The sequence below is a fragment of the Bradyrhizobium manausense genome (genome assembly GCF_001440035.1).
Classification (GTDB): Bacteria; Pseudomonadota; Alphaproteobacteria; order Rhizobiales; family Xanthobacteraceae; genus Bradyrhizobium; species Bradyrhizobium manausense.
Window position 1 is genome coordinate 1 of sequence record NZ_LJYG01000016.1, and the last position, 21,792, is coordinate 21,792.

The following is a 21,792-nucleotide window of genomic DNA, read 5'->3' on the forward strand; positions in this document are numbered from 1 at the left end:
CAAGCAACTCGACCGCTTCCGGGATCGCTTCACGGTGGCCGGTGCCAAGGATGATCGCCGCGACGCTCATGTGCTCGGAAGCTCATTGCGTACGGACTGTGCGGCCTTCCGCCAGCTTGCGGCCGACAATCCGGTGGTGATCGAGCTGCGCGAGTGGTCGCGCATGGCGGAGGAGCTGCAGCAGGAGCGCACGCGGCTTGCCAATCGCCTGCGTCAGCAGTTGTGGCGGTACTATCCCCAAGCGGCCAAGCTGACCGACGATGTCGCCGACGACTGGTTCCTGGCACTTTGGCAAAAGGTGCCGACGCCGGACAGCGCGGCCAAGGCCAGCGACAAGGCGATCGCGCGCATCCTCAGCGCCTATCGTATCCGCCGCCTCGATGCGGCGACGGTGCTCAAGACTTTGCGCGAGACACCCCTGCTCGTGGCACCGGGCACGACGGAGGCTGCGTGCGTGCATATCCGCAGCCTCGCGGCCCGTCTGCGCCTGGTCAATCAGCAAATCAAGGAAGCGCAGCACAGCCTGGACCGCCTGTGCGCCAAGCTCGAAGAACAGGAGAGCCCCGCGGGGCAGAATCCCGAGCAGTGTGACGTGGCGATCCTTCGCTCCTGGCCGGGAATCGGCAGGATCGTTCTTGCCACACTGCTCGTCGAGGCCACCGAGCCTCTGCGCAGACGAGACTACCACGCCTTGCGCGCCTTGGCAGGGGTCGCACCGGTGACGCGGCAAAGCGGCAAGCAACGCTTCGTGATCCGCCGCCTGGCCTGCAACAGGCGGCTGCAAAGCGCCGTTCATCACTGGTCGCGCGGCGCGCTTCAATACGACGCCGCAGCCCGGCGACGCTATGATGCTTTGCGGCAGCGCGGACACGGCCATGCGCGTGCGCTGCGTGGTGTGGGAGATCGCCTGCTCTTTGCCTTGTGCGCGACGCTCAAGCACCAGACGCCCTACGACGCAGACCACAACAGCGCGAAGATCTCGGCAGCAGGCTGAGCCGTTCCTTTGTTCGGCCGCATGCGACCGTTCCTTCGTCCCGACCTGCCGAACGCAAGAGCGCCGCGCGCAGACGCTGTCCAGGATGCCATAGGCACCGGCAAAGCCGGCGCGAAGCGTCCTGGATAGCGTCGAGCACGGTGCTATGGTTATCTGTCAGGGACTCCCACCCTTGACGAAGGGTAGGAGGTCCTACGAGCTGGCTTACGCTTCGTTCGCGCCTTCCTGCCGTGTTGCCTCGAACAGGAACCACGTTCGTCGCTCGGTCTCGTCGATGAAGACCTCCAAGATGCTGGCGCTGGCGACGTCGCCGGCGTCGTCGCAGACCTCGTGCGCCTTGCGCATGCTGGCGGCGACATGCTTGTTGTCCTGCATCAGCTCGCGCAGCATCTCGCGCGGCGGGACGTAGTCCTCGTTGTTGTCCTTGATGGTCTGGAGCTTGGCAACCTGGCCGATCGACTTCAGCGTGGTGCCGCCGATCTTGCGGACCCGCTCGGCGAGCTGGTCGGTGGTGGCGAAGATCTGCTCGGACTGCTCGTCGAGCAGCAGGTGATAGTCGCGGAAATGCCGGCCGCTGATGTGCCAGTGGAAATTCTTGGTCTTGAGATACAGCGCGAACGCGTCGGCCAGAAGCACGTTGAGCGCCTCGGAGACCTTGTTGACCGCCTGGGGCTGCAGATCGGTGGGGGTATCGAGATCGGGCGAGACCTTGCTGGGGGCTTTGCTCACGGGAAACCTTCCTGTTAGGACGCGGACATTGACGGCGCGCCGTCGCACCCCTAACGCAAGGCGGGCAGCGCGGTTCCTGGACAGGAACCACTGGGCGGGATCTCATGGACGATTGGATCGACTATTACGACTCGACGCATACGATCTATGTCAGCAAATTGCATCGCGATTTGCACTTCCAGATCATCGCGCGGGACATCATCGGCTACATCACCTCGCCTGACGCGATCGTGCTCGACTATGCCTGTGGCGAGGCGCTCTCGGCGAGCCAGGTGGCGACCGCCTGCGGCCAGCTGATCCTGGCCGAGCCCGCGCCCGGTGTGCGCGGCCGCCTGATCGCCCGGTTTGCGCCCGACACCAAGATCCGCGTCCGCTCCCTCGACGACGTGCGCAAGATGCCGGACCAATCCATCGACCTCGTCGTGATGAACTCGGTCGCGCAATATATGACATCCGAGGAGCTCGATGCCGCGCTGCTCAATATAAGGCGGATCCTGAAGCCATCAGGCAAGCTGGTGCTGGGCGATATCCTTCAGCCGCATGTCGGCATGCTCAGGGACGTGGCGGCACTGCTGTCCTTCGGGCTGCGTCACGGCTTTCTGAAAGATGCGCTGATCGGGCTCATCAGCACCGCGCTATCGGACTACCGTCATTTGCGCACGCGCATCGGATTGCAGCGCTACAGTGAGGACGAGATCACCGCCAAGCTGAAGGCGGCGGGTTTCGCCAGCCAGCGTGCCAACACCAATATCGGCCACAACCGCTGGCGCATGACCTTCATCGCCCGGCCGCCGCTGGTGCGTTAAGCATAACCACCACCTGAGGTGGCTTGTCGCAGCCCGATCGGGCAATGATCGCCGCGGCCCGGTGGCGGAAGCGTCTACGCGAGAGCGGTGCATCGCTCTTCATCCTGGTTCAAATCCAGGCCGGGTCTCCACGCTTCGCCCCTGCGGGGCTATGCGTGGCGCAGCCACGCAAGGCCCGCAGGGGCGAAGCGTGTCCGGCGTAGCTGAAGCGCAGCGCAAGCGAAGACGGACTTTATCCGCAACTCACTTCGCCTCAACCACATCGCACTCCGCAACGAGCTGAAGCCTGTCCGCGTCTTTGGCCGCCGACTGGAGCACGGCATCGAGCAGGCCCGGAAAGCGCGCCTCGAGATCCTCGCGGCGCAGCCGCATGAAGCGGTTCGTGCCTGCCACGCGGGTCTGCATCAGCCCGCAATCGCGCAGCTTTGCGAAGTGATAGGTGAGGTTCGACTTGCCAGCGAGACCGTTGAAGTCGCCGCAGCAGAGCTCGCTGCTGACACGTTCCTGCTGTGCGAGCTGATACACGATCGCCAATCGGATCGGATCGCTCAGACAATCCAGGACCAGCGGCAGCTCGATCTGCTCTCGCGTGGGATGAGGAGGGGTGCGGCTCATGATGTGAGGAATCATAGCGAGGCGGGCGCAATGTTCAATAGTTCTTGAACCAATTGACTCCCAAATCGACTGATTCGATAGTTCAATAAACATTGAACATAGGAATTCGAGCAATGAGCGTGGTCTGGCTGGCCCTGGGGGCCTTTGCGATCGGTACCGAAGCCTTTGTCATTGCTGGGCTTTTGCCGGCAATCGCCGGCGACCTGTCGATTTCGGTCTCGGCCGCCGGCCAATTGGTCACCGCCTACGCCCTCACCTACGCGGTCGGCTCGCCGATCCTGGCGGTGGCGCTGAACAACATTGACCGCCGCACGGTGCTGGCGCTGGCGCTGTCGACGTTCATCGCCGGCAACCTCGCGGCGATCGGGGCCTCCAACTACGCGCTGCTGCTGGCCTCGCGCATGCTGATGGCCCTGGGCTCCGGGCTGTGCATGCCGACAGCGCTGGCGGTGTCGGTGGCGGTCGCCTCGCCCGAACGGCGTGGCCGCGCGGTTGCGCTGGTGACCTCGGGCCTCACGGTCGCGACCGTCATCGGCGTGCCCCTGGGTAACCTCATTGGCAGCCTGCTCGGCTGGCGCGCGACGTTTGCCATGGTCGCCATCATCAGCGCGGTCGCGCTGGCCGGCCTGCTGCTCGGCCTGCCCCGCGGCCTGCCGCGCAACACCCCTTCGCTCAGCGAACGGCTGGCGGTGGCGCGCCACAGCAATGTCGTGATTGCACTCGCCATCACCATTTTATGGGCGCTGGGCGGCTTCACCGTGTTCACCTATTTCGCGGTGCCGCTGCGCGGCCTCGGCTTCGATGCCTCGCAAATCAGCCTTGCCCTGCTGGTGTTCGGTGGCGCTGCCGCGATCGGGAACATGCTCGGAGGCATCCTTGCTGACCGGCTGGGCACGATGACCACCGCCGCGCTCGGGCTTGCCGGCATGGCGAGCGCGCTGATTCTGCATTCGCTGGTCCTGAAGCTGCTGGCCGGACAGGCGCATTACGCGGTGCTCGGCGCGATCTTCCTCTGGGGCCTGTCGGGCTGGGCGTTCTATCCGGCCCAGATCGCCAGCATCATCCGGATCGATCCGCAGGCCTCGATGATTGCACTCTCACTCAATGCCTCCGCGATGTATCTCGGCTTCGCCATCGGTGGTGCCTTGGGCGGCGCCGTGCTGGCCACCCTCGCGCCCGATGATCTCGGCTGGATCGGCGGAACGAGCGTTGCGGCCTCACTTCTGGTGCACCTCGCCCGCGGCTGGCAGGCCCGGCCGAAACCGGTCAAAATTGCTGGTTGATGGGCGTTTTTCGGGGTTTCGCCGCCCCGAAAACTGGTCTAAGACCCACCCGCGCGCGAGGGAGACCCCCGCGCTCTCGGCTTAGGGGACGCGCGGCAAGCGCGCCCTTTTTTTGTGCCCAAAATCCAGCCCGCGAGCGGTGATGCCTAAACGAACCGACATCTCGACCATCCTGATCATCGGCGCCGGTCCCATCGTGATCGGCCAGGCCTGCGAGTTCGACTATTCGGGCACGCAAGCGGTGAAGACGCTGAAGGAAGAGGGCTATCGCATCGTCCTCATCAATTCCAATCCGGCCACGATCATGACCGACCCGGAATTGGCCGATGCCACCTACATCGAACCGATCACGCCCGAGATCGTCGCCAAGATCATCGAGAAGGAACGCCATGTCGCTCCCGGCGGCTTTGCGCTGCTGCCGACCATGGGCGGCCAGACCGCGCTGAACTGCGCGCTGTCGCTGCGCCGGCAGGGCACGCTGGAGAAATTCGACGTCGAGATGATCGGCGCGACCGCCGACGCGATCGACAAGGCAGAGGATCGCCAGCTCTTTCGCGAGGCCATGACCAAGATCGGGCTGGAGACGCCGAAATCGCGCCTCGCCAACGCCTCCGAGCTGAAGAAGGCGTTCCGCGACAAGTACCATGCCGAACGTGAGAAGCTGTCGGGCGCGGCCCTCGAGGAGCTCGACCGGCAGTGGACGCTCGGCGAGAGCGATCGCCGCAAGCGCTACCAGGAATATGCCTTCGGCCAGGCCATGATGGCACTGTCCGAGATCGGCCTGCCCGCGATCATCCGCCCCTCCTTCACCATGGGCGGCACCGGCGGCGGCATCGCCTACAACAAGGAAGAGTTCCTCGACATCATCGAGCGCGGTCTTGATGCGTCACCCACCAACGAAGTCCTGATCGAGGAATCCGTTCTCGGCTGGAAAGAGTTCGAGATGGAGGTGGTGCGCGACAAGAAGGACAATTGCATCATCGTCTGCTCGATCGAGAATTTCGATCCGATGGGCGTGCACACCGGCGACTCCATCACGGTGGCGCCTGCGCTGACGCTGACGGACAAGGAATATCAGATCATGCGCGACGCCTCGCTGGCGGTGCTGCGCGAGATCGGTGTCGAGACCGGCGGCTCCAACGTGCAGTTCGGCGTCAATCCGGAAGACGGCCGCATGGTCGTGATCGAGATGAATCCGCGCGTGTCGCGCTCCTCTGCGCTGGCCTCGAAGGCGACAGGCTTCCCGATCGCCAAGGTCGCGGCCAAGCTCGCCGTTGGCTACACGCTCGACGAGATCGCCAACGACATCACCGGCGGCGCGACGCCGGCCTCGTTCGAGCCGACGATCGACTACGTGGTGACCAAGATCCCGCGTTTCGCCTTCGAGAAATTCCCCGGCGCCTCCTCGACGCTGACGACCTCGATGAAGTCGGTCGGCGAGGTCATGGCGATCGGCCGCACCTTCCAGGAGAGCCTGCAGAAGGCGCTGCGCGGGCTCGAGACCGGCCTCACCGGCCTCGACGAGATCGAGATCGAAGGCCTCGGCCAGGACGACGACAAGAACGCCATCCGCGCAGCGCTCGGCACGCCGACGCCGAACCGCCTGCTCCAGGTCGCGCAGGCCATGCGGCTCGGCTGGTCGAACGAGGATATCTTCAACTCCTGCAAGATCGATCCGTGGTTCCTCGGCGAGATGCGCGGCATCGTCGACATGGAGGAGAAGGTCAGGAGGCACGGCCTGCCAAGCAATGCCTTCGGCATGCGCACGCTCAAGGCCATGGGCTTCTCGGATGCGCGCCTTGCGGTGCTCGCCCAGACGACCGAAGCCGACGTCACCGCCAGGCGCCACGCGCTGGGCGTCCGTCCGGTCTACAAGCGCATCGACACCTGCGCGGCCGAATTCGCCTCGCCCACCGCCTATATGTACTCGACCTACGAGGCGCCGTTTGCCGGCAGCGCCGCCGACGAGAGCACGCCGTCGGACAAGAAGAAGGTCATCATCCTCGGCGGCGGCCCGAACCGCATCGGCCAGGGCATCGAGTTCGATTATTGCTGCTGCCATGCCTGCTTCGCGCTGCATGACGCCGGCTATGAATCCATCATGGTCAACTGCAACCCGGAAACGGTGTCGACCGACTATGACACCGCGGACCGGCTTTATTTCGAGCCGCTCACCGCCGAGGACGTGCTGGAGATCATCGCCAAGGAGCGCAGCAACGGCACGTTGCACGGCGTGATCGTCCAGTTCGGCGGCCAGACCCCGCTGAAACTTGCCCGCGCGCTGGAAGCCGCCGAAGTGCCGATCCTCGGCACCTCGCCCGACGCCATCGACCTCGCCGAAGACCGCGACCGCTTCAAGCGGGTGCTCGACAAGCTCCGCCTCAAGCAGCCGAAGAACGGCATCGCCTATTCGGTCGAGCAGGCTCGCCTGGTCTCCGCCGATCTCGGCCTGCCGCTGGTGGTGCGCCCGTCCTACGTGCTCGGTGGCCGCGCGATGCAGATCATCCGCGAGGAGAACCAGCTCAACGACTATCTGCTCGGCACGCTGCCGGAGCTGGTGCCCGCCGACGTCAAGGCGCGCTATCCGAACGACAAGACCGGGCAGATCAACACCGTTCTCGGCAAGAACCCGCTGCTGTTCGACCGCTATTTGTCCGACGCCACCGAGATCGACGTCGACTGCCTCAGCGACGGCAAGGACACGTTCATCGTCGGCATCATGGAGCACATCGAGGAAGCCGGCATCCATTCCGGCGATAGCGCTTGCTCGCTGCCGCCGCACTCGCTCGACGCGAAGATGATCGCGGAGCTGGAGCGGCAGACCCGCGAGCTCGCGCTCGGCCTCGACGTCGTCGGCCTGATGAACGTGCAATATGCCATCAAGGACGGCGAGATCTACGTGCTCGAAGTCAATCCGCGCGCCTCGCGCACGGTGCCTTTCGTCGCCAAGGTGATCGGCACGCCGGTCGCCAAGATCGCCGCGCGCATCATGGCCGGCGAGAAGCTCGCCGACTTCAAGCTGAAGAAGGCAGATTTCAGGCATGTCGGCGTGAAGGAATCGGTGTTTCCATTCGCCCGCTTCCCCGGCGTCGACACGGTGCTGGGTCCGGAGATGCGCTCGACCGGCGAGGTCATGGGCATCGATCGCTCTTTCGCGGTTGCCTTTGCCAAGAGCCAGCTTGGCGGCGGCACAAGAGTACCGCGCAAGGGCACGGTGTTCGTCTCGGTACGCGAGAGCGACAAGGTTCGTATCGCCGAAGCCGTGCGCCAGCTGCATTCGCTTGGCTTCAAGGTGCTGGCGACATCAGGGACGGCGCGCTTCCTGACCGATCAGGGCATCCCGGCGGAGAAGGTGAACAAGGTGCTGGAGGGGCGGCCGCATATCGTCGACGCCATCACCAATGGCGATGTCCAGCTCGTTCTCAACACCACCGAAGGCCCGCAGGCGCTCGCCGACAGCCGCTCGCTGCGGCGCGCGGCCCTCTTGCATAAAGTGCCATATTACACCACTCTTTCCGGGGCCGTGGCGGCCGCGCAGGGCATCCGCGCCTATCTGGGCGGGGACCTTGAGGTTCGGACCCTGCAGAGCTACTTTTCGGAAACCTGATCGTTGGCGAAAGGCCCGGCCCTGAGGGTTAAGCCTTGCGCTAAGTGATTGGCAATCAAGCCATAATGGCCGGAGGAACCGTCCGGCCACGTGGTCGTTTTGTTCCGGCGCCAGCCCACTTAACGTTCCGGTGGCCGTGTGCTCGGATCTGGAAAGCACTGACGAATCAGGGTTGCCGCACCCTCCGTTTTCGGTGGGCGCGCGACTGGAGACGAGAGAAAAGATGGAAAAGGTTCCGATGACTGCGAGCGGCTTTGCCGCGCTCGGGGAAGAATTGAAGAAGCGCCAGTCCGAGGACCGTCCGCGCATCATCGAGCATATCGCGGAAGCGCGCTCCCACGGCGACCTCTCCGAAAACGCGGAATACCATGCCGCGAAGGAAGAGCAGTCGCATAATGAGGGCCGCATCGCCGAACTCGAGGACAAGCTCGCGCGGGCCGACATCATCGACATTTCCAAGCTCTCCGGCGACACCATCAAGTTCGGTGCAACCGTGACGCTGGTCGACGAGGACACCGAGAAGAAGACGGTGTGGCAGATCGTCGGCGAGGTCGAGGCCGACGCCAAGAAAGGCCGTATCTCCATCACCTCGCCGCTGGCGCGCGCGCTGATCGGCAAGAAGAAAGGCTCGACCGTCGAGGTCAACGCCCCCGGCGGCGCCAAGGCCTACGAAATCACCAAGGTGGAGTGGCGGTAATCCACTCGACAAAGAGTGCCTGAAAGGCCGCGCGGGTCGCGCGGCTTTTCTGTTTCGCAATCTGTCCAGTTCGCAATCTGTCCAGGGCGCGATTGTGAACCGCACCGTCCTCCGTCATGCTCGGCGCTGCCGTTCTAGCACGGGAGGACAAGATGGACGTCGATCGCATCGCTGCGCAAAGCCAGCCCTATCTGCTCAGCCTCTTTCGCTTCATCACCGGGCTAGTGTTCTTTCACTATGGCGTAGCCAAGCTGTTCAAGTTTCCACCGGTGGAAATGTTTGCCGACGTGACGCCGTGGTCGCTCTGGGGCATCGCCGGCATGCTCGAATTCGTGCTTGGCGGTCTCTTGATGATTGGCCTGTTCACGCGGCTGGCGGCCTTCATCCTGTCCGGTGAGATGGCCTTCGCCTATTTCATCGAGCACATGCCGCACAGCTTCTTTCCCGTCGTCAACGACGGCGCGCTGGCGATCGTGCTGTGCTTCGCGTGCCTGTTCCTCGCGGCCGCTGGAAGCGGTCCGATCAGCGTGGATGCGCTGCGGCGATAAACGCTTCGTTTCTACCTTCTTCCCTTCACGTCGAGCGGCACCGCCGCCTCGTATTTCGAATTGTGCAGCACCAGCGAGGTGCGCACGTTGCGCACGTGCGGCGCCGCGGTCAGGTGCGTCACAAAGTCCTGGAAGGTCGCCATGTCAGGGGCGACACATTTGAGGATGAAATCGACCTCGCCGGACAGCATCCAGCATTCCCGCACCAAGGGCTCGGCGCGGACGAACTCCTCGAAGGCGCGCAGATCCGCCTCCGCCTGGCTGGAGAGGTGCACGGCGGCGAACACCGTGACGTCGAAACCGAGCTTTCGCGCGTCCAGCAGCCCGCGGTAGCCGTGGATGTAGCCTTCCTCCTCCAGTGCTCGGACCCGGCGCAGGCAGGGTGGAGGCGAAATACCGACCCGTTTGGCGAGCTCGACATTGGTGATTCGACCGTCGGCCTGGATCTCGGACAGAATCTTGAGGTCGATCTCGTCTAGGTTCCGCGACACGTGATTGGAACTCCTGGCCTGATCGGCGGTATTCGGTGGGTCTGTCGCAATCCTCATAGCCAGTCTGCACCAAATGAGCAATTTTATTGCGCGTGCAGCGCAATCGACTTTTGTTCCTTGTTGGAAAAATCCGCCGAGAGGGAATGCAATTCTTGCATAGCTCACCAGAACGCTTAGATTAGCTCTGATATTTCAGCGCCTCCGCGAGGCCTCCCGGCACGTTCCGCGCCCGCGCTGCAAATCCCCCGTGAAAGGCGTCCATCGAAATGTCCGCTCCTGTTCATGCAAAGGTCATCATCATTGGCTCCGGCCCCGCCGGCTACACCGCCGCGATCTACGCCGCGCGCGCGATGCTCGAGCCGATCTTGATCCAGGGTATGCAGGCCGGCGGCCAGCTCACCATCACCACCGACGTCGAGAACTATCCGGGCTTCGCCGACGTGATCCAGGGCCCCTGGCTGATGGAACAGATGGAAAAGCAGGCAGTGCATGTCGGCACCAGGATCGTGACCGACCTGGTGATCAAGCTCGACACCTCGCAGCGGCCATTCCGCCTCACCTGCGACTCCGGCGATGTCTATCTCGCCGACACCGTGATCCTCGCCACCGGCGCGCAGGCGCGCTGGCTCGGGCTGCCCTCTGAAGCGAAATTCCAGGGTGGCGGCGTCTCGGCCTGCGCCACCTGCGACGGCTTCTTCTACCGCAACAAGGAGGTCGTGGTGGTCGGCGGCGGCAATACCGCGGTCGAGGAAGCGCTGTACCTGACCAACCACGCCTCGCAGGTCACCATCGTGCATCGCCGCGATCATTTCCGCGCCGAGCGCATCCTGCAGGAGCGCCTGTTCAAGCACCCAAAGATCAAGGTGATCTGGGACTGTGCGGTCGACGAGATCTGCGGCACCGAGAACCCGAACAAGGTCACCCATGTCCGCCTCAAGAACGTCAAGACCGGCGCGCTGACGGATGTGAAAACCGACGGCGTCTTCATCGCCATCGGCCACGCCCCGGCAACCGAGCTGGTGAAAGACAAGGTCAAGCTGAAACCGTCGGGCTATGTCGAGGTCGCCCCGAACTCAACCGCGACGTCCGTGCCCGGCTTGTTCGCCGCGGGTGACGTCGCCGACGAAACCTATCGCCAGGCCGTCACGGCCGCAGGCCTCGGCTGCATGGCAGCGCTCGAGGCCGAACGTTTCTTGGCCCTGCGCGCCAGCGAGCGCGCGGCAGCGGAATAACGATCATGCCCCGAACACGCGACGGATTCACGGATATGGACTGGGACAAGCTGAAGGTGTTTCACGCGGCGGCAGAAGCGGGCAGCTTCACGCATGCGGGAGAGCAGCTCGGCCTGTCGCAATCAGCGGTCTCGCGCCAGGTTTCGGCGCTGGAACAGGAGCTCTCGGTCTCGCTGTTCCACCGCCATGCCCGCGGCCTGATCCTCACCGAGCAGGGCGACCTGTTGTTCCGCACCGCGCATGACGTGTTCATGCAGCTGCAGGCGGCGCGCGCCAAACTGACCGACAGCCGCGAACGGCCGAGCGGCGATCTCAAGATCACCACCACGCCCGGCGTCGGCATCAATTGGTTGATCCCGCGGCTCGGCGAATTCACCGCGCTCTATCCGGAGATCCGGATCTCGCTGATCGTCACCGACGAGGAACTGGATCTGTCCATGCGCGAGGCCGACGTTGCGATCCGCACCCGCAAGCCGACCCAGCCGGACCTCATCCAGCGCAAGCTGTTCGCGATGGGCTTCCACGCCTATTGCTCGCCGGAATACATCAAGCGTTTCGGCACGCCGCGCACGCTGGAGGAGCTCGACTCCCACCGCATCATCACGCTGTCCGACGGCAACTTCGCGCCGCATCTGCAGAACCGCAACTGGCTGGTCGAAGCTGCGCGCAACGGCTCGGGTCCGCGCGAGGCCTATTTCAAGGTCAACAACATTCTCGGCCTGGTGCGCGCGTGCCAGCAGGGCCTCGGCATCGCCGCGCTGCCCGACTATCTTGTCGAAGACCAGAGCCGCCTCGTACAACTGTTCGGCGAATCGGATTCGATCCAGCTCGACACCTATTTCGTCTATCCGGAAGAGCTGAAGACGGTCGCGCGCGTGCAGGTGTTCCGCGACTTCGTGGTGAGCAAGGCGCAGCGCTGGCCGTCCTGATTTCCGCATGTCTGACATGCGACCTCGGCTGTTGCTGCATGGCGCTGGAGAAGCCCATAATGTTTGCACGCTGAGCCTTCGCGTTGCGCATTTGTCCCCCTCCTCCAGTGGCGCGGGAGTTCAGTAATCCCTCTTGGAAGGTGATTGTGTCGGCCTCACGTGGCCAATACCTAAGCCGGGCCCTCGGGTCCGGCTTTTTTTCTGCCCAATCAGGCATTCGCCCTCCGCGTGTATTGACAGTTTTGGGCATAGCCCGCATCATTTCCCAATGATCACGAAGTCGTGCGCAATCGTTTCGAAAAAAGGCCCCCATCCGGGGACCTCGGAATTTTGCGCGCGCTAACCGACTTCGTCATCGCTGCCAAATCCCGAAAACCCCGCCGCCTGGACGGGGTTTTTTCATGTGCCCTCCGTCTCAGGTCCATCACCGAGAAGGAGATAGGAACATGACTGATTTGCGAACCCACATGGATGGGCTGTGGCTGCCGCTGGTGACGCCGTTTCGGAACGGTCGTCTCGACCAGAACTCGCTGCGGCGACTGACGCGGCACTACGCCGCGCAAGCCATCGACGGCTTCATCCTGGGGGCGACCTCGGGCGAAGGCATGACGTTGCGCGAGGCCGAGCTCGAACGCCTCGTTGCCATCGTCCGCGACGAGATGGCGGCGGGATGCCGCAACGTTCCGATCGGCCTCGGGCTGTCCGGCGCGGACACCTCGCGGATGAAGGAGCGGCTGGACGAGACCGCGGACTGGCCGATCGACTTCTATCTGATCGCGAGCCCCTATTACGTGCGGCCGTCGCAGCGCGGGATCGTTGCGCATTTCGAGGCGCTGGCCGATCACGCCGCCTGGCCGCTCGCGCTCTACAACATCCCCTATCGCTGCGCGGTCGGGATCACCAACCAGACCATGCTGCGGCTCGCCGAGCATCCCAACATCGTGGGCTTGAAGGATTGCAGCGCGAGCCGCGAGCAGTCGGTCGCGCTGCTGCGCGACCGGCCGAAGGATTTCCGCGTGCTCACCGGCGAGGATGCCAATTATCTCGAGGCGCTCAGCGACGGTGCTGACGGCGGCATCCTGCTGTCCGCCCATCTCGAGACCGCGACGTTCGCGGCAGTCTATAGCGAGCTGAAGCAAGGCAATGCCGACGCGGCAGAGGCGCGCTGGCAAGAGGTTGCCGAGCTGACGCGGCTGTTGTTCACCGAACCGAGCCCGGCGCCGGCGAAGTACTGGCTGTGGCGGACGGGCCTGATCGACAGCCCCGAGGTGCGCCTGCCGATGGTGGAGGTCAGCAGCGAGCTCGCCGCCACGCTCGACCGCGAGATCGAGCGGCGGATGAAGGTTGCGGCGTAACTCCTCGCTCGCCTCTCCCCGCGTGCGGGGAGAGGCGCCTTGGTTAACCCGGCACCAACGGGCTTCGCAGCTGCCGCATGGCGCATCCACGTCTCGTTTACGCAATGGCGCCTATCGTCCCCCGGCAACGTCTTTCAAAAGGGGGAAGGACCATGAGGCAACGCGTTCGCCCGACTGCGGCGGAAATATTCGCGCCTGCCGATCTTTTGCGGGGAATTTTGGTGGTGTCGTCGTTCGGCTTCTGGGCCGTGATGCTCGGCCTGATGCCGGTGCTGCTATTCCGGCTCTGGCTCGCCTGATGACGCAAGGCCGCGGCGATGGTTAATCCGTGGTGGCAAATGCGCTCAAAATGCGAGCGTGGCGCTGAGCCGGAATTTTAAAACATCCCGCGTATCGTTCTCCCCATAAGCGAAGAAATCGCGGGGGCGATCTTGAACAATCAGAACGATATGGTGCCGCATTACGGCGCCACGCCAAGCTTCGACGACAGCGAGCAGCAGGGCTTTTCCACCGGAGACATTCTCTGGGCCGCCGGCGTCTGGTCGGTGATCCTGACGTTGTCGCCGGTGATCGTGTTCTACATGCTGATGGTGGCGTAACGTCACCATCAGCCCTTGAAAACGCAAAACGCGCGGGATGCCGCGCGTTTGTCGTCCGGGGAAATGATTGATGAATTATGCCGCCTGTTTGTGCATTGCGCCGGATGCCGACGCCGTGCCGCGAATAGCTTTTACTGAACGCTCGATCGCCGCCCACAGTCTTGCAATTTCCTGGGCCGCACGGCTTTCGGCCTGATACTCACGCGCGCCTTCGCCGTGGCTGAGTGCCATCAACAAATCCGAACGATTGGTGATCTGACCGCCCCAAACAGGAGCGCGGAACTTGGCCAGCGCCTCGCGGGCGATGGTGACGATCGGGCTTTCGGCTTCGTCGCGGCGCGCCGGCGCGCCGTTGAGCACGACTGCGTAGGGCTTGCGCGCCGCGCGGCACATCTGGATGGTTTCCTGCACCGCGTTGACGTCGAACACGCCGGGCCGCGCCGGAATGATCACCATCGTCGCGTTGCGGATCGCATCATCGACCACGGCCGACAGGTTCGGCGGCGTGTCGATCAACACCCACTCGTAACCGTCGCGCTTGGCCGCGGAGACGATGCCGCTGACCGAATTCACGGCCGCCTTGATCGGCGGCTCGTTGGTGCCCCGCAGCTTGTGCCACAGCGTCAGCGAACCCTGCGGGTCCGCATCCACCAGCATCACCTGCTTGCTCGCCTTGATCTGCGCAGCGAGATGTGCAGCCAGGGTACTCTTGCCCGAGCCGCCTTTGCGCGATGCGAAAACAATTACATTCATCCTCTGGCCTCCAGATTGACCCCAGGCCGAGAAAATGAATCACCGCGCTGATTCGGGAAAGAAAAATTTATCGACTGTCGTGCCGGCGCCATGAAATAACAAGACATGTTGGCTTTTGAGTCACACTGCCTTGCGCGGCTGATGACATCAACCATCATGAACTGCAGACCACGCCGGCAATTCCAAATCAGCACTCGCGCGGAAAGATCCGCGGGACAACCTTGCCGCGCAAATTCTCGCGATGCTTTTTTTCAGCAGAGCGAAGCGCGATGGCTGCAAGCCGGCGCGCTGACCTCGCGCGAACAAAACGAGTCCGGTGGCTGTCGCGGGCTGGTGTCGCCCTTCGCGTCACGATGGCGCGCGGGACATGAGGGGGTTTCGCGAACCCGCCTAGCTCTCGTCGGTCTTTTTCTTCTTCGCCTTCGGCCTGGCCTTCCTGGCGGTCTTCGGCGCGATCCTGGTGGGCTGACCGGCAACCGGCTCCGGCCCGCGGCGGAAGAACACCGCGCATGGCGGCGACAGCTGCGCCTTCTTCTGGATCATGCAGGCGGTGATGGCATCGACGTTGGGCACGAACTCGCCGCACAGCCGCATCGCATCCGGCGTGCAGGCCTGCTGCTGCTCGGGCGTGTAGGCAAAGCCAGCGCCCGGCTGGAGCAGAACGGCGAGGGCAACCCCAAAGGTCGCAGCAGCCAAGAACCTAGCAGCCATGGACGTCGTGACGCGAGATACCGGCATCGATCCCCCCAAATGTCGAACAGGACGGGAGTGTGGGTGAACGGGCGTTGGTTGGCAACGAGGGCCGAGGCGAAAACGGCGACCTGTGCGCTCCCGGCAACAGCGGCGGCCGCTGCCACTGCCGTCATCGCCCGGCCTTGCGCGCAATTGCGCACTGGATCCCCCGCCTGCGCGGGGATGACAGCGGCGGGTGTGGTGGTCCATCCCCAAACCTCGAAAACAACCCCATGCACAGTAGCCATGGCCCTGGGCCGCTTCGCGGATTCCCGCCACTTACGGATTTTACGAATTTTCCTTTGACTTGTCGGGCAAAACACCGGCATGATGGCAGCATCGAGAGGCGCGTGGGGTGGTCGGCCGAAATCCCCGTGAGGGGAGGACCGCATGGCCACCATGTTGATCGTCGCGCCGGTGTTTGCGCTGATCGCGGCCGGCTATGCGGCGGTGCTGTTTCGCTTCGTCTCCGAGGGCGCGCACAAGGGCATCTCCGAATTCGCCTTCAGCATCGCGATCCCCGCGCTGCTGTTCCGCACCATCATCGTGTCGGAATTCCCCGACGTCAGCCCGTGGCGCATGTGGGGCGCCTATTACGGCGCGCTCGCCATCACCTGGATCGCGGCGCTGCTGATCTCGGCGCTGATCCGGCAGCGGCGCGAGGACCATGAGGACGGCGTCGTGTTCGCGATCGGCTCGGTCTACGGCAACATCGTCATGTTGGGGATTCCCCTGGTGCTCTCCGCGCTCGGCAACGAGGCGGCCGGCCCGATGTCGCTGATCCTGTCGGTGAACACGCCGCTGCTCTGGCTCTGCGGCATCCTGCAGATGGAGCTGGTCAGCCGCAAGCGCACCGGCTCGGTGCTCTCGGTGATCTGGCCCATCCTCGCAGACCTCGCCAAGAACCCGCTGATGCTGGGGATCGGCTTCGGCGTGATCTGGCGCTTCACCGGCCTTGGCCTTGCGCCCGTCGTCGACAAGACCATCGAGCTGCTGGCGCAGGCGGGATCGCCGGCCGCGCTGATCGCGCTCGGCATCACCCTGTTCCGCTTCGAGGTGAAAGGCGAGATGACATCAGTCGCCGCGATCAGCGCACTCAAGCTGCTGGCGATGCCGGCGGTGGCCTTCGCGCTGGCCAAGCTCTTGAACCTGCCGCCTGTCGTGACAGGCGTCGTCGTGCTGTTCGCGGCGATGCCGACAGGCGCCAATGCCTACATCTTCGCGGTTCAGTATCAGCGCATGGTGAACCCGGTCTCGGGCGCGGTGGCGCTGTGCACGCTGCTGGCCGCAATGACGCTGCCGGTGGTGGTGATGGTGGTGGCGGGGGTGAGATAGCGGTGCCTGACGATGGCCGAAACCGCTATTCAGCAGGCTGGCCCGCGCGCCAGGCCATCTCCCAGAAGTCGGCCTCGAGCCGGGTGGCTTCCTTGAAGATCGCGATCAGCTCGGCCTCGCGGGCCGGCGTGGCGTAGAGATCGGCAAGATGCTCCAGATGCGCCCGCGCCTTGGCCGCGACCTCCTGGTACGGCAGGCCTGCGTACTCGGCGATCCAGACGCGGTAGGCGTTGGTCACAGCGTCCGCGAGGGGGAGCGAGGCGAGCCGCGTTGCGATCTCCGCGTAGCCGATCACGCAGGGCGCAAGCGCCACCTTGAGCGCCAAGAGATCGCCGCGCATTCCCGCATCGAGCACGTAGCGTGTATAGGCCAGCATCTCGGCCGCCGGAGGGGCCTGTTCAAGGTCATCAGGGGACAGACCCCAATTGGCACAGAGCTTCACATGCAGGTTCATCTCAACATCGAGGATGGCCGACAGGCCGGCCGCTGCTTCACGCATGTCGGCAAGCCTGGGCGACTTGTAGACCGCGAGCGCGTAGGCGCGGGCAAACTCGATGAGGAACAGATAATCCTGAACGAGGTAGTGGCGGAACGCCGCTTCAGGGAGCGAGCCGTCCGCCAATCCGCTCGTGAAGGGATGCTCGGTGTAGGCCCGCCACTCGGCGGATGCTGCTGTCTTGAGACGCTCGAAGAAACTCACGATGTTTCCCGCCTGGCTCGCCATGAAGTCTTTGGCTCGCTAGCGATAGCGCATTGCGTGGCGAGGAGCTACGGTGACCGTGGGGAAAACTGGCTTTGAGAAGCGTTGCGGATGGGCGCGCTCTGCGTCGAGAGTTTGAGGTTGTATGCGCAGCAGGACCTGCGCGCGCCACGCGATAGCCATTTTGGTCTGGCTCAACTCGGCCGGAAGACCGGTCGATGTGGTGGGCTAGAGTGATCATCCCGGGCAAATATTCCGTTTGGTTCAAGACGCCGGTCGGCGAAGGCGCTGGCGTCGTCGAGTTCGGCGCTGACGGGACACTCGCCGGCGGCGATTCCACGTTTGCCTATGCAGGATACTGGACGCAGCAGGGCGAGCACTTCAAAGCCAGTCTTTCCGCCCGACGCGTTGAACCGGGGCCGCCCGGTGTGTTCGGACTGGATGAGATCGACATCGTGGTGTCGGGGCGGTCGGTGGATGGCTCGTCGACGTTGTGCACGGGGTTTGCGAAACAAGCGCCGGGCTTGAGGCTCGAGGTGGAGCTCGTGCGGATCGCTGCCGATCATGGCGAACGCGCATAAATCGGTCTAGCCGGTGTTTGCGCGTGCTCGGGAGGATCGGGAGTTTAGGGTTCTCGATCCGCCAATCACCCTTGAACCGGGACTGATCTGTCGTCGACAAAATGGCTGCATACGCGCGTTGCTGATGGCACCCCCCGTTATCTTGCGCTCGGTCGATGGCTGAACCGAAGGAGACCGATCTTGCGCCTGCCATGGCCGCTTCTGTTCGGATATGCCGTCATCACCAATTGGTTCGTGATCCTACCGTTGGCGTTCGCGTTGGCATTTGCCGCCTGGTATGGCTCGCCCTGGTTGGGCGGACTGCGCTTTGTATTGATCGCTTGCGCCGCCTTTCTGACATTGCCATTTCCAGCGGCTGGCGCCCTCTATCTTTACCAGAGCTACGACGCAACCAAATACTGGCGCACTCTCGAGATCGCCGAGACCATCGCTGGTTTGCCTTTGCCGGCCGGCAGCAAAATCCAGTTCGCCGACAAGGCGCACTCCATCGTCGTCTTGATCGAGCTGCCGCACGTGACTGAGATCCTCGGCATGCGGCTCGCGGGAACGCTCAAGCCCTGGAAGAGACAGGGCAATGACGTCACGCATTGGGGTGGCGATCTCCACGGCTATCAAATCATCGATGGGTTGCCATGCAAAGGTGGACCCTACGCGAACGACCGCTTCGGCGGCGTTCTGTTCGACAAGGCCGGTACGCTCCACCGCTTCACGCTCGGTGCGCCGCACGAGCTGCTCGGGCTGAAGCTGCCGGCCCAGACGACGGTCGAGCGCGGCAACGACACCGAACCCTGGAGCTTTCTGCTCTCGGCGAGCGAAGCCTATATCCCGATGCTGGACACGATGGCCCCAGTCGGAGTCACGCTGGAGGTTGCCGGTGACGGCCGGCTGGTGCGCATCCGCTCGGGACACCGCCAGACCATCGTCCTTCGCGGCGTGCCCTTGAACAGCGGGAGCTTCGAAGTGCGGGACGGGACCGTCGTCTCACAGCTTGCCGAACCATTCGCGGTCGCTCGAGAAATGCGACCAGCCGGCACCTCGGTGCGGATCGGTTTGGATACTGGGGAGATCTCGGTGATGAGCGAGTGATGAGATCCTCCGGTGTTCGGTGCCAACAAATAAACAAATAAGAGAGTTATTGCCTCCTAGCTTTTGCCTATGGGATGGTCTGGGCGCGACTCTCCTCAGGCCTCACCATGGCGTCCGCTCCCAAGATGCTTCGCGTCGGCTTCGTGCAATGCCGCGGCACGCCTTACGAGGTCGGTCGGGCTCAGGCCGCTGCCTTTGCGGCGACGCTTCGGGGCAAGGCGTTTCTCCGCCGCAAGAATGTTCGTCTGCCCTGGTGGTTCAATGTCCGCACCGAGGAGCGCGCGTTCAGGACCTACGCGCCTGCGCTGTGGGAGGAGATCGGTGGGATCGCCGAAGGGCTCGACATCCCGATGGAGCGCGCGGTCGCTTGTTTCGGCAATGATGGCTTGCGGATGCCGACCGGCGGCTGCTCGGCCGTCATGAGCGGCGGCGTCTACGGCCGCAACTATGATTTCTGGCCGCGCGGCTATGAGGCGCGCTTCGCGTTGATCCAGGTGCACGGCAGCTACGCCAGCATCGGCGCCAGCCACCAGCTGACGGGACGCCTCGACGGCATGAACGAGCACGGCCTGTCGATCGGGCTGCATCTCGTAAAGGCGCGGCCGCGATCGCCGGGCCTCACTAGCACGCTATTGATCAGGCGGGTGCTCGACAGCTGCGCGACGACGGCGGAGGCGATCGCCTTTCTGCGCCGTACGCCGCACGCCATGAGTTACAATTATTCGCTGCTCGATGCCGGCCGGGTGGCGGCGGTGGTCGAAGCCGGGGCCGGCGCGGTGGCGGTACGCCTCGGCGACTGGCTCGCCTGCACCAATCATTTCCAATCGACGCAACTGCGAGCCCTGAACCGCCGCGCGGCGCACTCGATCGACCGGCTCCCGCCGCTCGAAGGCTGGGCCGCGCGCGCCCTCAGCGCCGAACAAACTTTTAGCGCGCTGAACCTCTCGGCCTCGCCGGCCTTCCACAATTACGGCAACTGCCAAACGTTGCACACAATCGTCGCCGAGCCGGGCAAGCAACGGCTCCTCATCGGCATCGGCGGCGATGCCGCCGCGCTCGAGGAGGATATGCTGGATGTTGATTTCGGGCGGTGGGTGAGCGGGGAGGATCTGGCGATCGGGCAGCTGAAGGGGCAGCTCAATTTGGGGCAGCCGTTGGTTCGGCGCACCAGGAGGAGGGTGAGCTAGGAGTTGTGTGATGGGGCGTTCCTAGGCGGAGCGAGGAGATCACCCCGGATATCCAGGCTTCAGCTCAATGGCTTTCCGGAGATGCAGCGCTGGTACAGTTGGGTGGGCTCGAACCACCGACCTCCTGTTCCACAGACACAGCAAGGGCTCCGCCGGGGCTACGCTATTCCCGCCTCTCGTACGAAAATTGTAGTATTATCAGCAAATAAGCCTGCCGTGCCTTGCCTTACCTGCGCTGCAATTTGCGCTACGGTGGTAGCTACGTGGTAGCTACAGAGGCGATCGATGGCCGTTTCGAGTATAACGATCCGCGCAGTGCGAGCGCTCAAGCCGGGCGAAACTCTTTGGGATGCAGACCACCGCGAAGCGGTGCGGGGCTTTGGCGTTCGGCGTCAGCGCGACCAAGCGACCTACGTCCTCAAGTACCGAGTGTTCGGTCGGCAGCGCTTCGTCACGATAGGTCCTCACGGCGCCCCTTGGACGCCCGAGCTTGCACGCAAGGAAGCCAAACGGCTTTTGGGCCTGGTTGCCAATGGCAAAGACCCGGCGGACGAGAAGGCCAAGACGCGCCTGCAGGCAGCCGACACACTCCGGGTCATCACGGATCAATATCTTCGGAACGCCAAACAAAGGCTGAAGCCCCGGAGCTATTCGGAAGTCGAGCGCTACTTGCTGGTCAGTTGGAAACCCCTGCATCCGGTCTCGGTTTTCCAGATCAGCCGCCGTCATGTGTCGGCTCGTATCGCTGACATCGCATCAGTTCATGGAGCGGTCTCGGCAGCCCGCGCCCGTACAGCGCTGTCCTCAATGTTCAACTGGGCAATACGGGAGGGCCTCGACATTCCCGCGAACCCGGTTCTCGGCACCAATCGACCGGCGCAGCCGGGAAGCCGCGAACGGGTCCTCACGGAGGCGGAGCTATCAGCCATTTGGCGGGCTAGCGGCGATGACGATTACGGACGCATTGTGCGTCTGTTACTGCTCACAGCCCAACGCCGTGATGAGGTGGGCAGCATCCAATGGGCCGAACTTGACACCGTTTCGGGGCTTTGGACGCTGCCAAGCGGCCGGACCAAGAACCGTCGCGAGCACTCGCTACCATTGGTTCCCGCAGCCTTAGCCCTACTCCCGCACCGCCGAAACGGCCGAGACTTTCTTTTTGGTGACGGACCTCGACGCAGCGGTGACTCGCATCGTGGTTTCTCAGGCTGGTCCAAATCGAAGACGGCGCTTGACGCACGGATCGCGGAAGCCTTGGGCGAGCCTCTTCCCCATTGGACAGTTCACGATCTTCGGAGATCGGCGTCCACCATGATGGCCGACCGGCTTGGCGTATTGCCACACATCGTGGAAGCGATCTTAAACCACGTCAGCGGCCACCGGGCTGGCGTTGCCGGTGTATATAACCGCGCCCGGTACGCAGCCGAGATGCGCGAGGCTCTCGAACGCTGGGCACTGCGCGTTGAGGCCCTGCCAGCTCAAAAGCCAGGAAAGGTTGCAGCGTGATGGCGGGCTCCGGCCTTTCTCCTATTG

Annotated in this window: 22 protein-coding genes; 16 read left to right on the forward strand and 6 right to left on the reverse strand. The window is 63.8% G+C overall.

Annotation, left to right across the window (positions count from 1 at the left end; translation table 11 throughout):
* A partial coding sequence (locus tag AOQ71_RS42395; RefSeq protein ID WP_083513880.1) for a transposase occupies window positions 1-994 on the forward strand: 994 nt, incomplete at its 5' end.
* 204 nt (window positions 995-1,198) lie between these two features.
* Here AOQ71_RS42395 and AOQ71_RS02530 read toward each other — a convergent pair.
* Window positions 1,199-1,723 (reverse strand): Dps family protein, encoded by a 525-nt coding sequence (locus AOQ71_RS02530; RefSeq protein WP_057741289.1) that lies wholly within the window; start codon window positions 1,721-1,723, stop codon window positions 1,199-1,201.
* 104 nt (window positions 1,724-1,827) lie between these two features.
* Between AOQ71_RS02530 and AOQ71_RS02535 the strand changes: the two genes are divergently transcribed.
* Window positions 1,828-2,529: a class I SAM-dependent methyltransferase gene (locus AOQ71_RS02535; RefSeq protein ID WP_057741291.1), complete on the forward strand. Its 702-nt coding sequence runs from the start codon at window positions 1,828-1,830 to the stop codon at window positions 2,527-2,529.
* A gap of 243 nt (window positions 2,530-2,772) precedes the next feature.
* Here AOQ71_RS02535 and AOQ71_RS02540 read toward each other — a convergent pair whose 3' ends face one another.
* Window positions 2,773-3,144 (reverse strand): ArsR/SmtB family transcription factor, encoded by a 372-nt coding sequence (locus AOQ71_RS02540; protein ID WP_057741903.1) that lies wholly within the window; start codon window positions 3,142-3,144, stop codon window positions 2,773-2,775.
* Window positions 3,145-3,257: 113 nt separating this feature from the next.
* On the opposite strand from AOQ71_RS02540, the gene AOQ71_RS02545 reads away from it, so the two are divergent.
* The 4 genes from AOQ71_RS02545 to AOQ71_RS02560 all read left to right on the forward strand — a co-directional run bounded on the left by AOQ71_RS02545 (window position 3,258) and on the right by AOQ71_RS02560 (window position 9,279).
* Window positions 3,258-4,427: an MFS transporter gene (locus AOQ71_RS02545; RefSeq protein WP_057741294.1), complete on the forward strand. Its 1,170-nt coding sequence runs from the start codon at window positions 3,258-3,260 to the stop codon at window positions 4,425-4,427.
* A 142-nt stretch (window positions 4,428-4,569) separates the two neighbouring features.
* Window positions 4,570-8,034, forward strand: a complete 3,465-nt coding sequence (gene carB / locus AOQ71_RS02550) for a carbamoyl-phosphate synthase large subunit (RefSeq protein WP_057741296.1) — start codon at window positions 4,570-4,572, stop codon at window positions 8,032-8,034.
* Window positions 8,035-8,257: 223 nt separating this feature from the next.
* Window positions 8,258-8,731 carry a transcription elongation factor GreA gene (gene greA, locus AOQ71_RS02555; RefSeq protein ID WP_018318257.1) on the forward strand — a complete coding sequence of 158 codons (474 nt, stop codon included), beginning with the start codon at window positions 8,258-8,260 and terminating at the stop codon, window positions 8,729-8,731.
* Between the two features lie 152 nt (window positions 8,732-8,883).
* Complete coding sequence (locus tag AOQ71_RS02560; protein ID WP_057741906.1) at window positions 8,884-9,279, forward strand: DoxX family protein; 396 nt, start codon at window positions 8,884-8,886, stop codon at window positions 9,277-9,279.
* Between the two features lie 11 nt (window positions 9,280-9,290).
* On the opposite strand, the gene AOQ71_RS02565 is transcribed toward AOQ71_RS02560, so the two are convergent.
* Window positions 9,291-9,770: an Lrp/AsnC family transcriptional regulator gene (locus tag AOQ71_RS02565; RefSeq protein ID WP_057741909.1), complete on the reverse strand. Its 480-nt coding sequence runs from the start codon at window positions 9,768-9,770 to the stop codon at window positions 9,291-9,293.
* Between the two features lie 266 nt (window positions 9,771-10,036).
* Here AOQ71_RS02565 and trxB point away from each other — a divergent pair, with 266 nt between their 5' ends.
* From trxB to AOQ71_RS44690, 5 genes are all read left to right on the forward strand, one after another.
* The gene (trxB, locus tag AOQ71_RS02570; RefSeq protein WP_057741300.1) at window positions 10,037-11,002 is read left to right on the forward strand and encodes a thioredoxin-disulfide reductase; all 966 of its coding nucleotides are present in this window, start codon (window positions 10,037-10,039) and stop codon (window positions 11,000-11,002) included.
* A 5-nt stretch (window positions 11,003-11,007) separates the two neighbouring features.
* Window positions 11,008-11,931 (forward strand): LysR family transcriptional regulator, encoded by a 924-nt coding sequence (locus tag AOQ71_RS02575; RefSeq protein WP_057741302.1) that lies wholly within the window; start codon window positions 11,008-11,010, stop codon window positions 11,929-11,931.
* A 446-nt stretch (window positions 11,932-12,377) separates the two neighbouring features.
* Window positions 12,378-13,286, forward strand: a complete 909-nt coding sequence (locus AOQ71_RS02580; RefSeq protein WP_057741304.1) for a 4-hydroxy-tetrahydrodipicolinate synthase family protein — start codon at window positions 12,378-12,380, stop codon at window positions 13,284-13,286.
* Window positions 13,287-13,438: 152 nt separating this feature from the next.
* Window positions 13,439-13,585 carry a hypothetical protein gene (locus tag AOQ71_RS46185; RefSeq protein WP_167353956.1) on the forward strand — a complete coding sequence of 49 codons (147 nt, stop codon included), beginning with the start codon at window positions 13,439-13,441 and terminating at the stop codon, window positions 13,583-13,585.
* Between the two features lie 132 nt (window positions 13,586-13,717).
* A complete protein-coding gene (locus AOQ71_RS44690) occupies window positions 13,718-13,885 on the forward strand; it encodes a hypothetical protein (protein WP_157083341.1) in 168 nt (55 codons plus the stop codon).
* Between the two features lie 75 nt (window positions 13,886-13,960).
* On the opposite strand, the gene AOQ71_RS02585 is transcribed toward AOQ71_RS44690, so the two are convergent.
* A complete protein-coding gene (locus AOQ71_RS02585; RefSeq protein WP_027575286.1) occupies window positions 13,961-14,638 on the reverse strand; it encodes a ParA family protein in 678 nt (225 codons plus the stop codon).
* Between the two features lie 390 nt (window positions 14,639-15,028).
* A complete protein-coding gene (locus tag AOQ71_RS02590) occupies window positions 15,029-15,349 on the reverse strand; it encodes a hypothetical protein (RefSeq protein WP_057741307.1) in 321 nt (106 codons plus the stop codon).
* A gap of 411 nt (window positions 15,350-15,760) precedes the next feature.
* Here AOQ71_RS02590 and AOQ71_RS02595 point away from each other — a divergent pair, with 411 nt between their 5' ends.
* Window positions 15,761-16,705: an AEC family transporter gene (locus tag AOQ71_RS02595; protein ID WP_057741310.1), complete on the forward strand. Its 945-nt coding sequence runs from the start codon at window positions 15,761-15,763 to the stop codon at window positions 16,703-16,705.
* Between the two features lie 25 nt (window positions 16,706-16,730).
* Here AOQ71_RS02595 and tenA read toward each other — a convergent pair whose 3' ends face one another.
* Window positions 16,731-17,405: a thiaminase II gene (gene tenA / locus AOQ71_RS02600; protein WP_057741913.1), complete on the reverse strand. Its 675-nt coding sequence runs from the start codon at window positions 17,403-17,405 to the stop codon at window positions 16,731-16,733.
* A gap of 233 nt (window positions 17,406-17,638) precedes the next feature.
* Between tenA and AOQ71_RS02605 the strand changes: the two genes are divergently transcribed.
* From AOQ71_RS02605 to AOQ71_RS02620, 4 genes are all read left to right on the forward strand, one after another.
* Entirely contained in the window at window positions 17,639-17,986 is a 348-nt protein-coding gene (locus tag AOQ71_RS02605; protein ID WP_057741313.1) for a hypothetical protein, read from the forward strand.
* A gap of 258 nt (window positions 17,987-18,244) precedes the next feature.
* Complete coding sequence (locus tag AOQ71_RS02610; protein WP_157083342.1) at window positions 18,245-19,072, forward strand: hypothetical protein; 828 nt, start codon at window positions 18,245-18,247, stop codon at window positions 19,070-19,072.
* A gap of 107 nt (window positions 19,073-19,179) precedes the next feature.
* On the forward strand, window positions 19,180-20,259 hold the full coding sequence (locus AOQ71_RS02615) for a C45 family autoproteolytic acyltransferase/hydrolase (RefSeq protein WP_162268304.1): 1,080 nt from the start codon (window positions 19,180-19,182) through the stop codon (window positions 20,257-20,259).
* A 285-nt stretch (window positions 20,260-20,544) separates the two neighbouring features.
* Window positions 20,545-21,765 carry a tyrosine-type recombinase/integrase gene (locus AOQ71_RS02620; RefSeq protein ID WP_057741322.1) on the forward strand — a complete coding sequence of 407 codons (1,221 nt, stop codon included), beginning with the start codon at window positions 20,545-20,547 and terminating at the stop codon, window positions 21,763-21,765.
* Window positions 21,766-21,792: the final 27 nt, after the last annotated feature.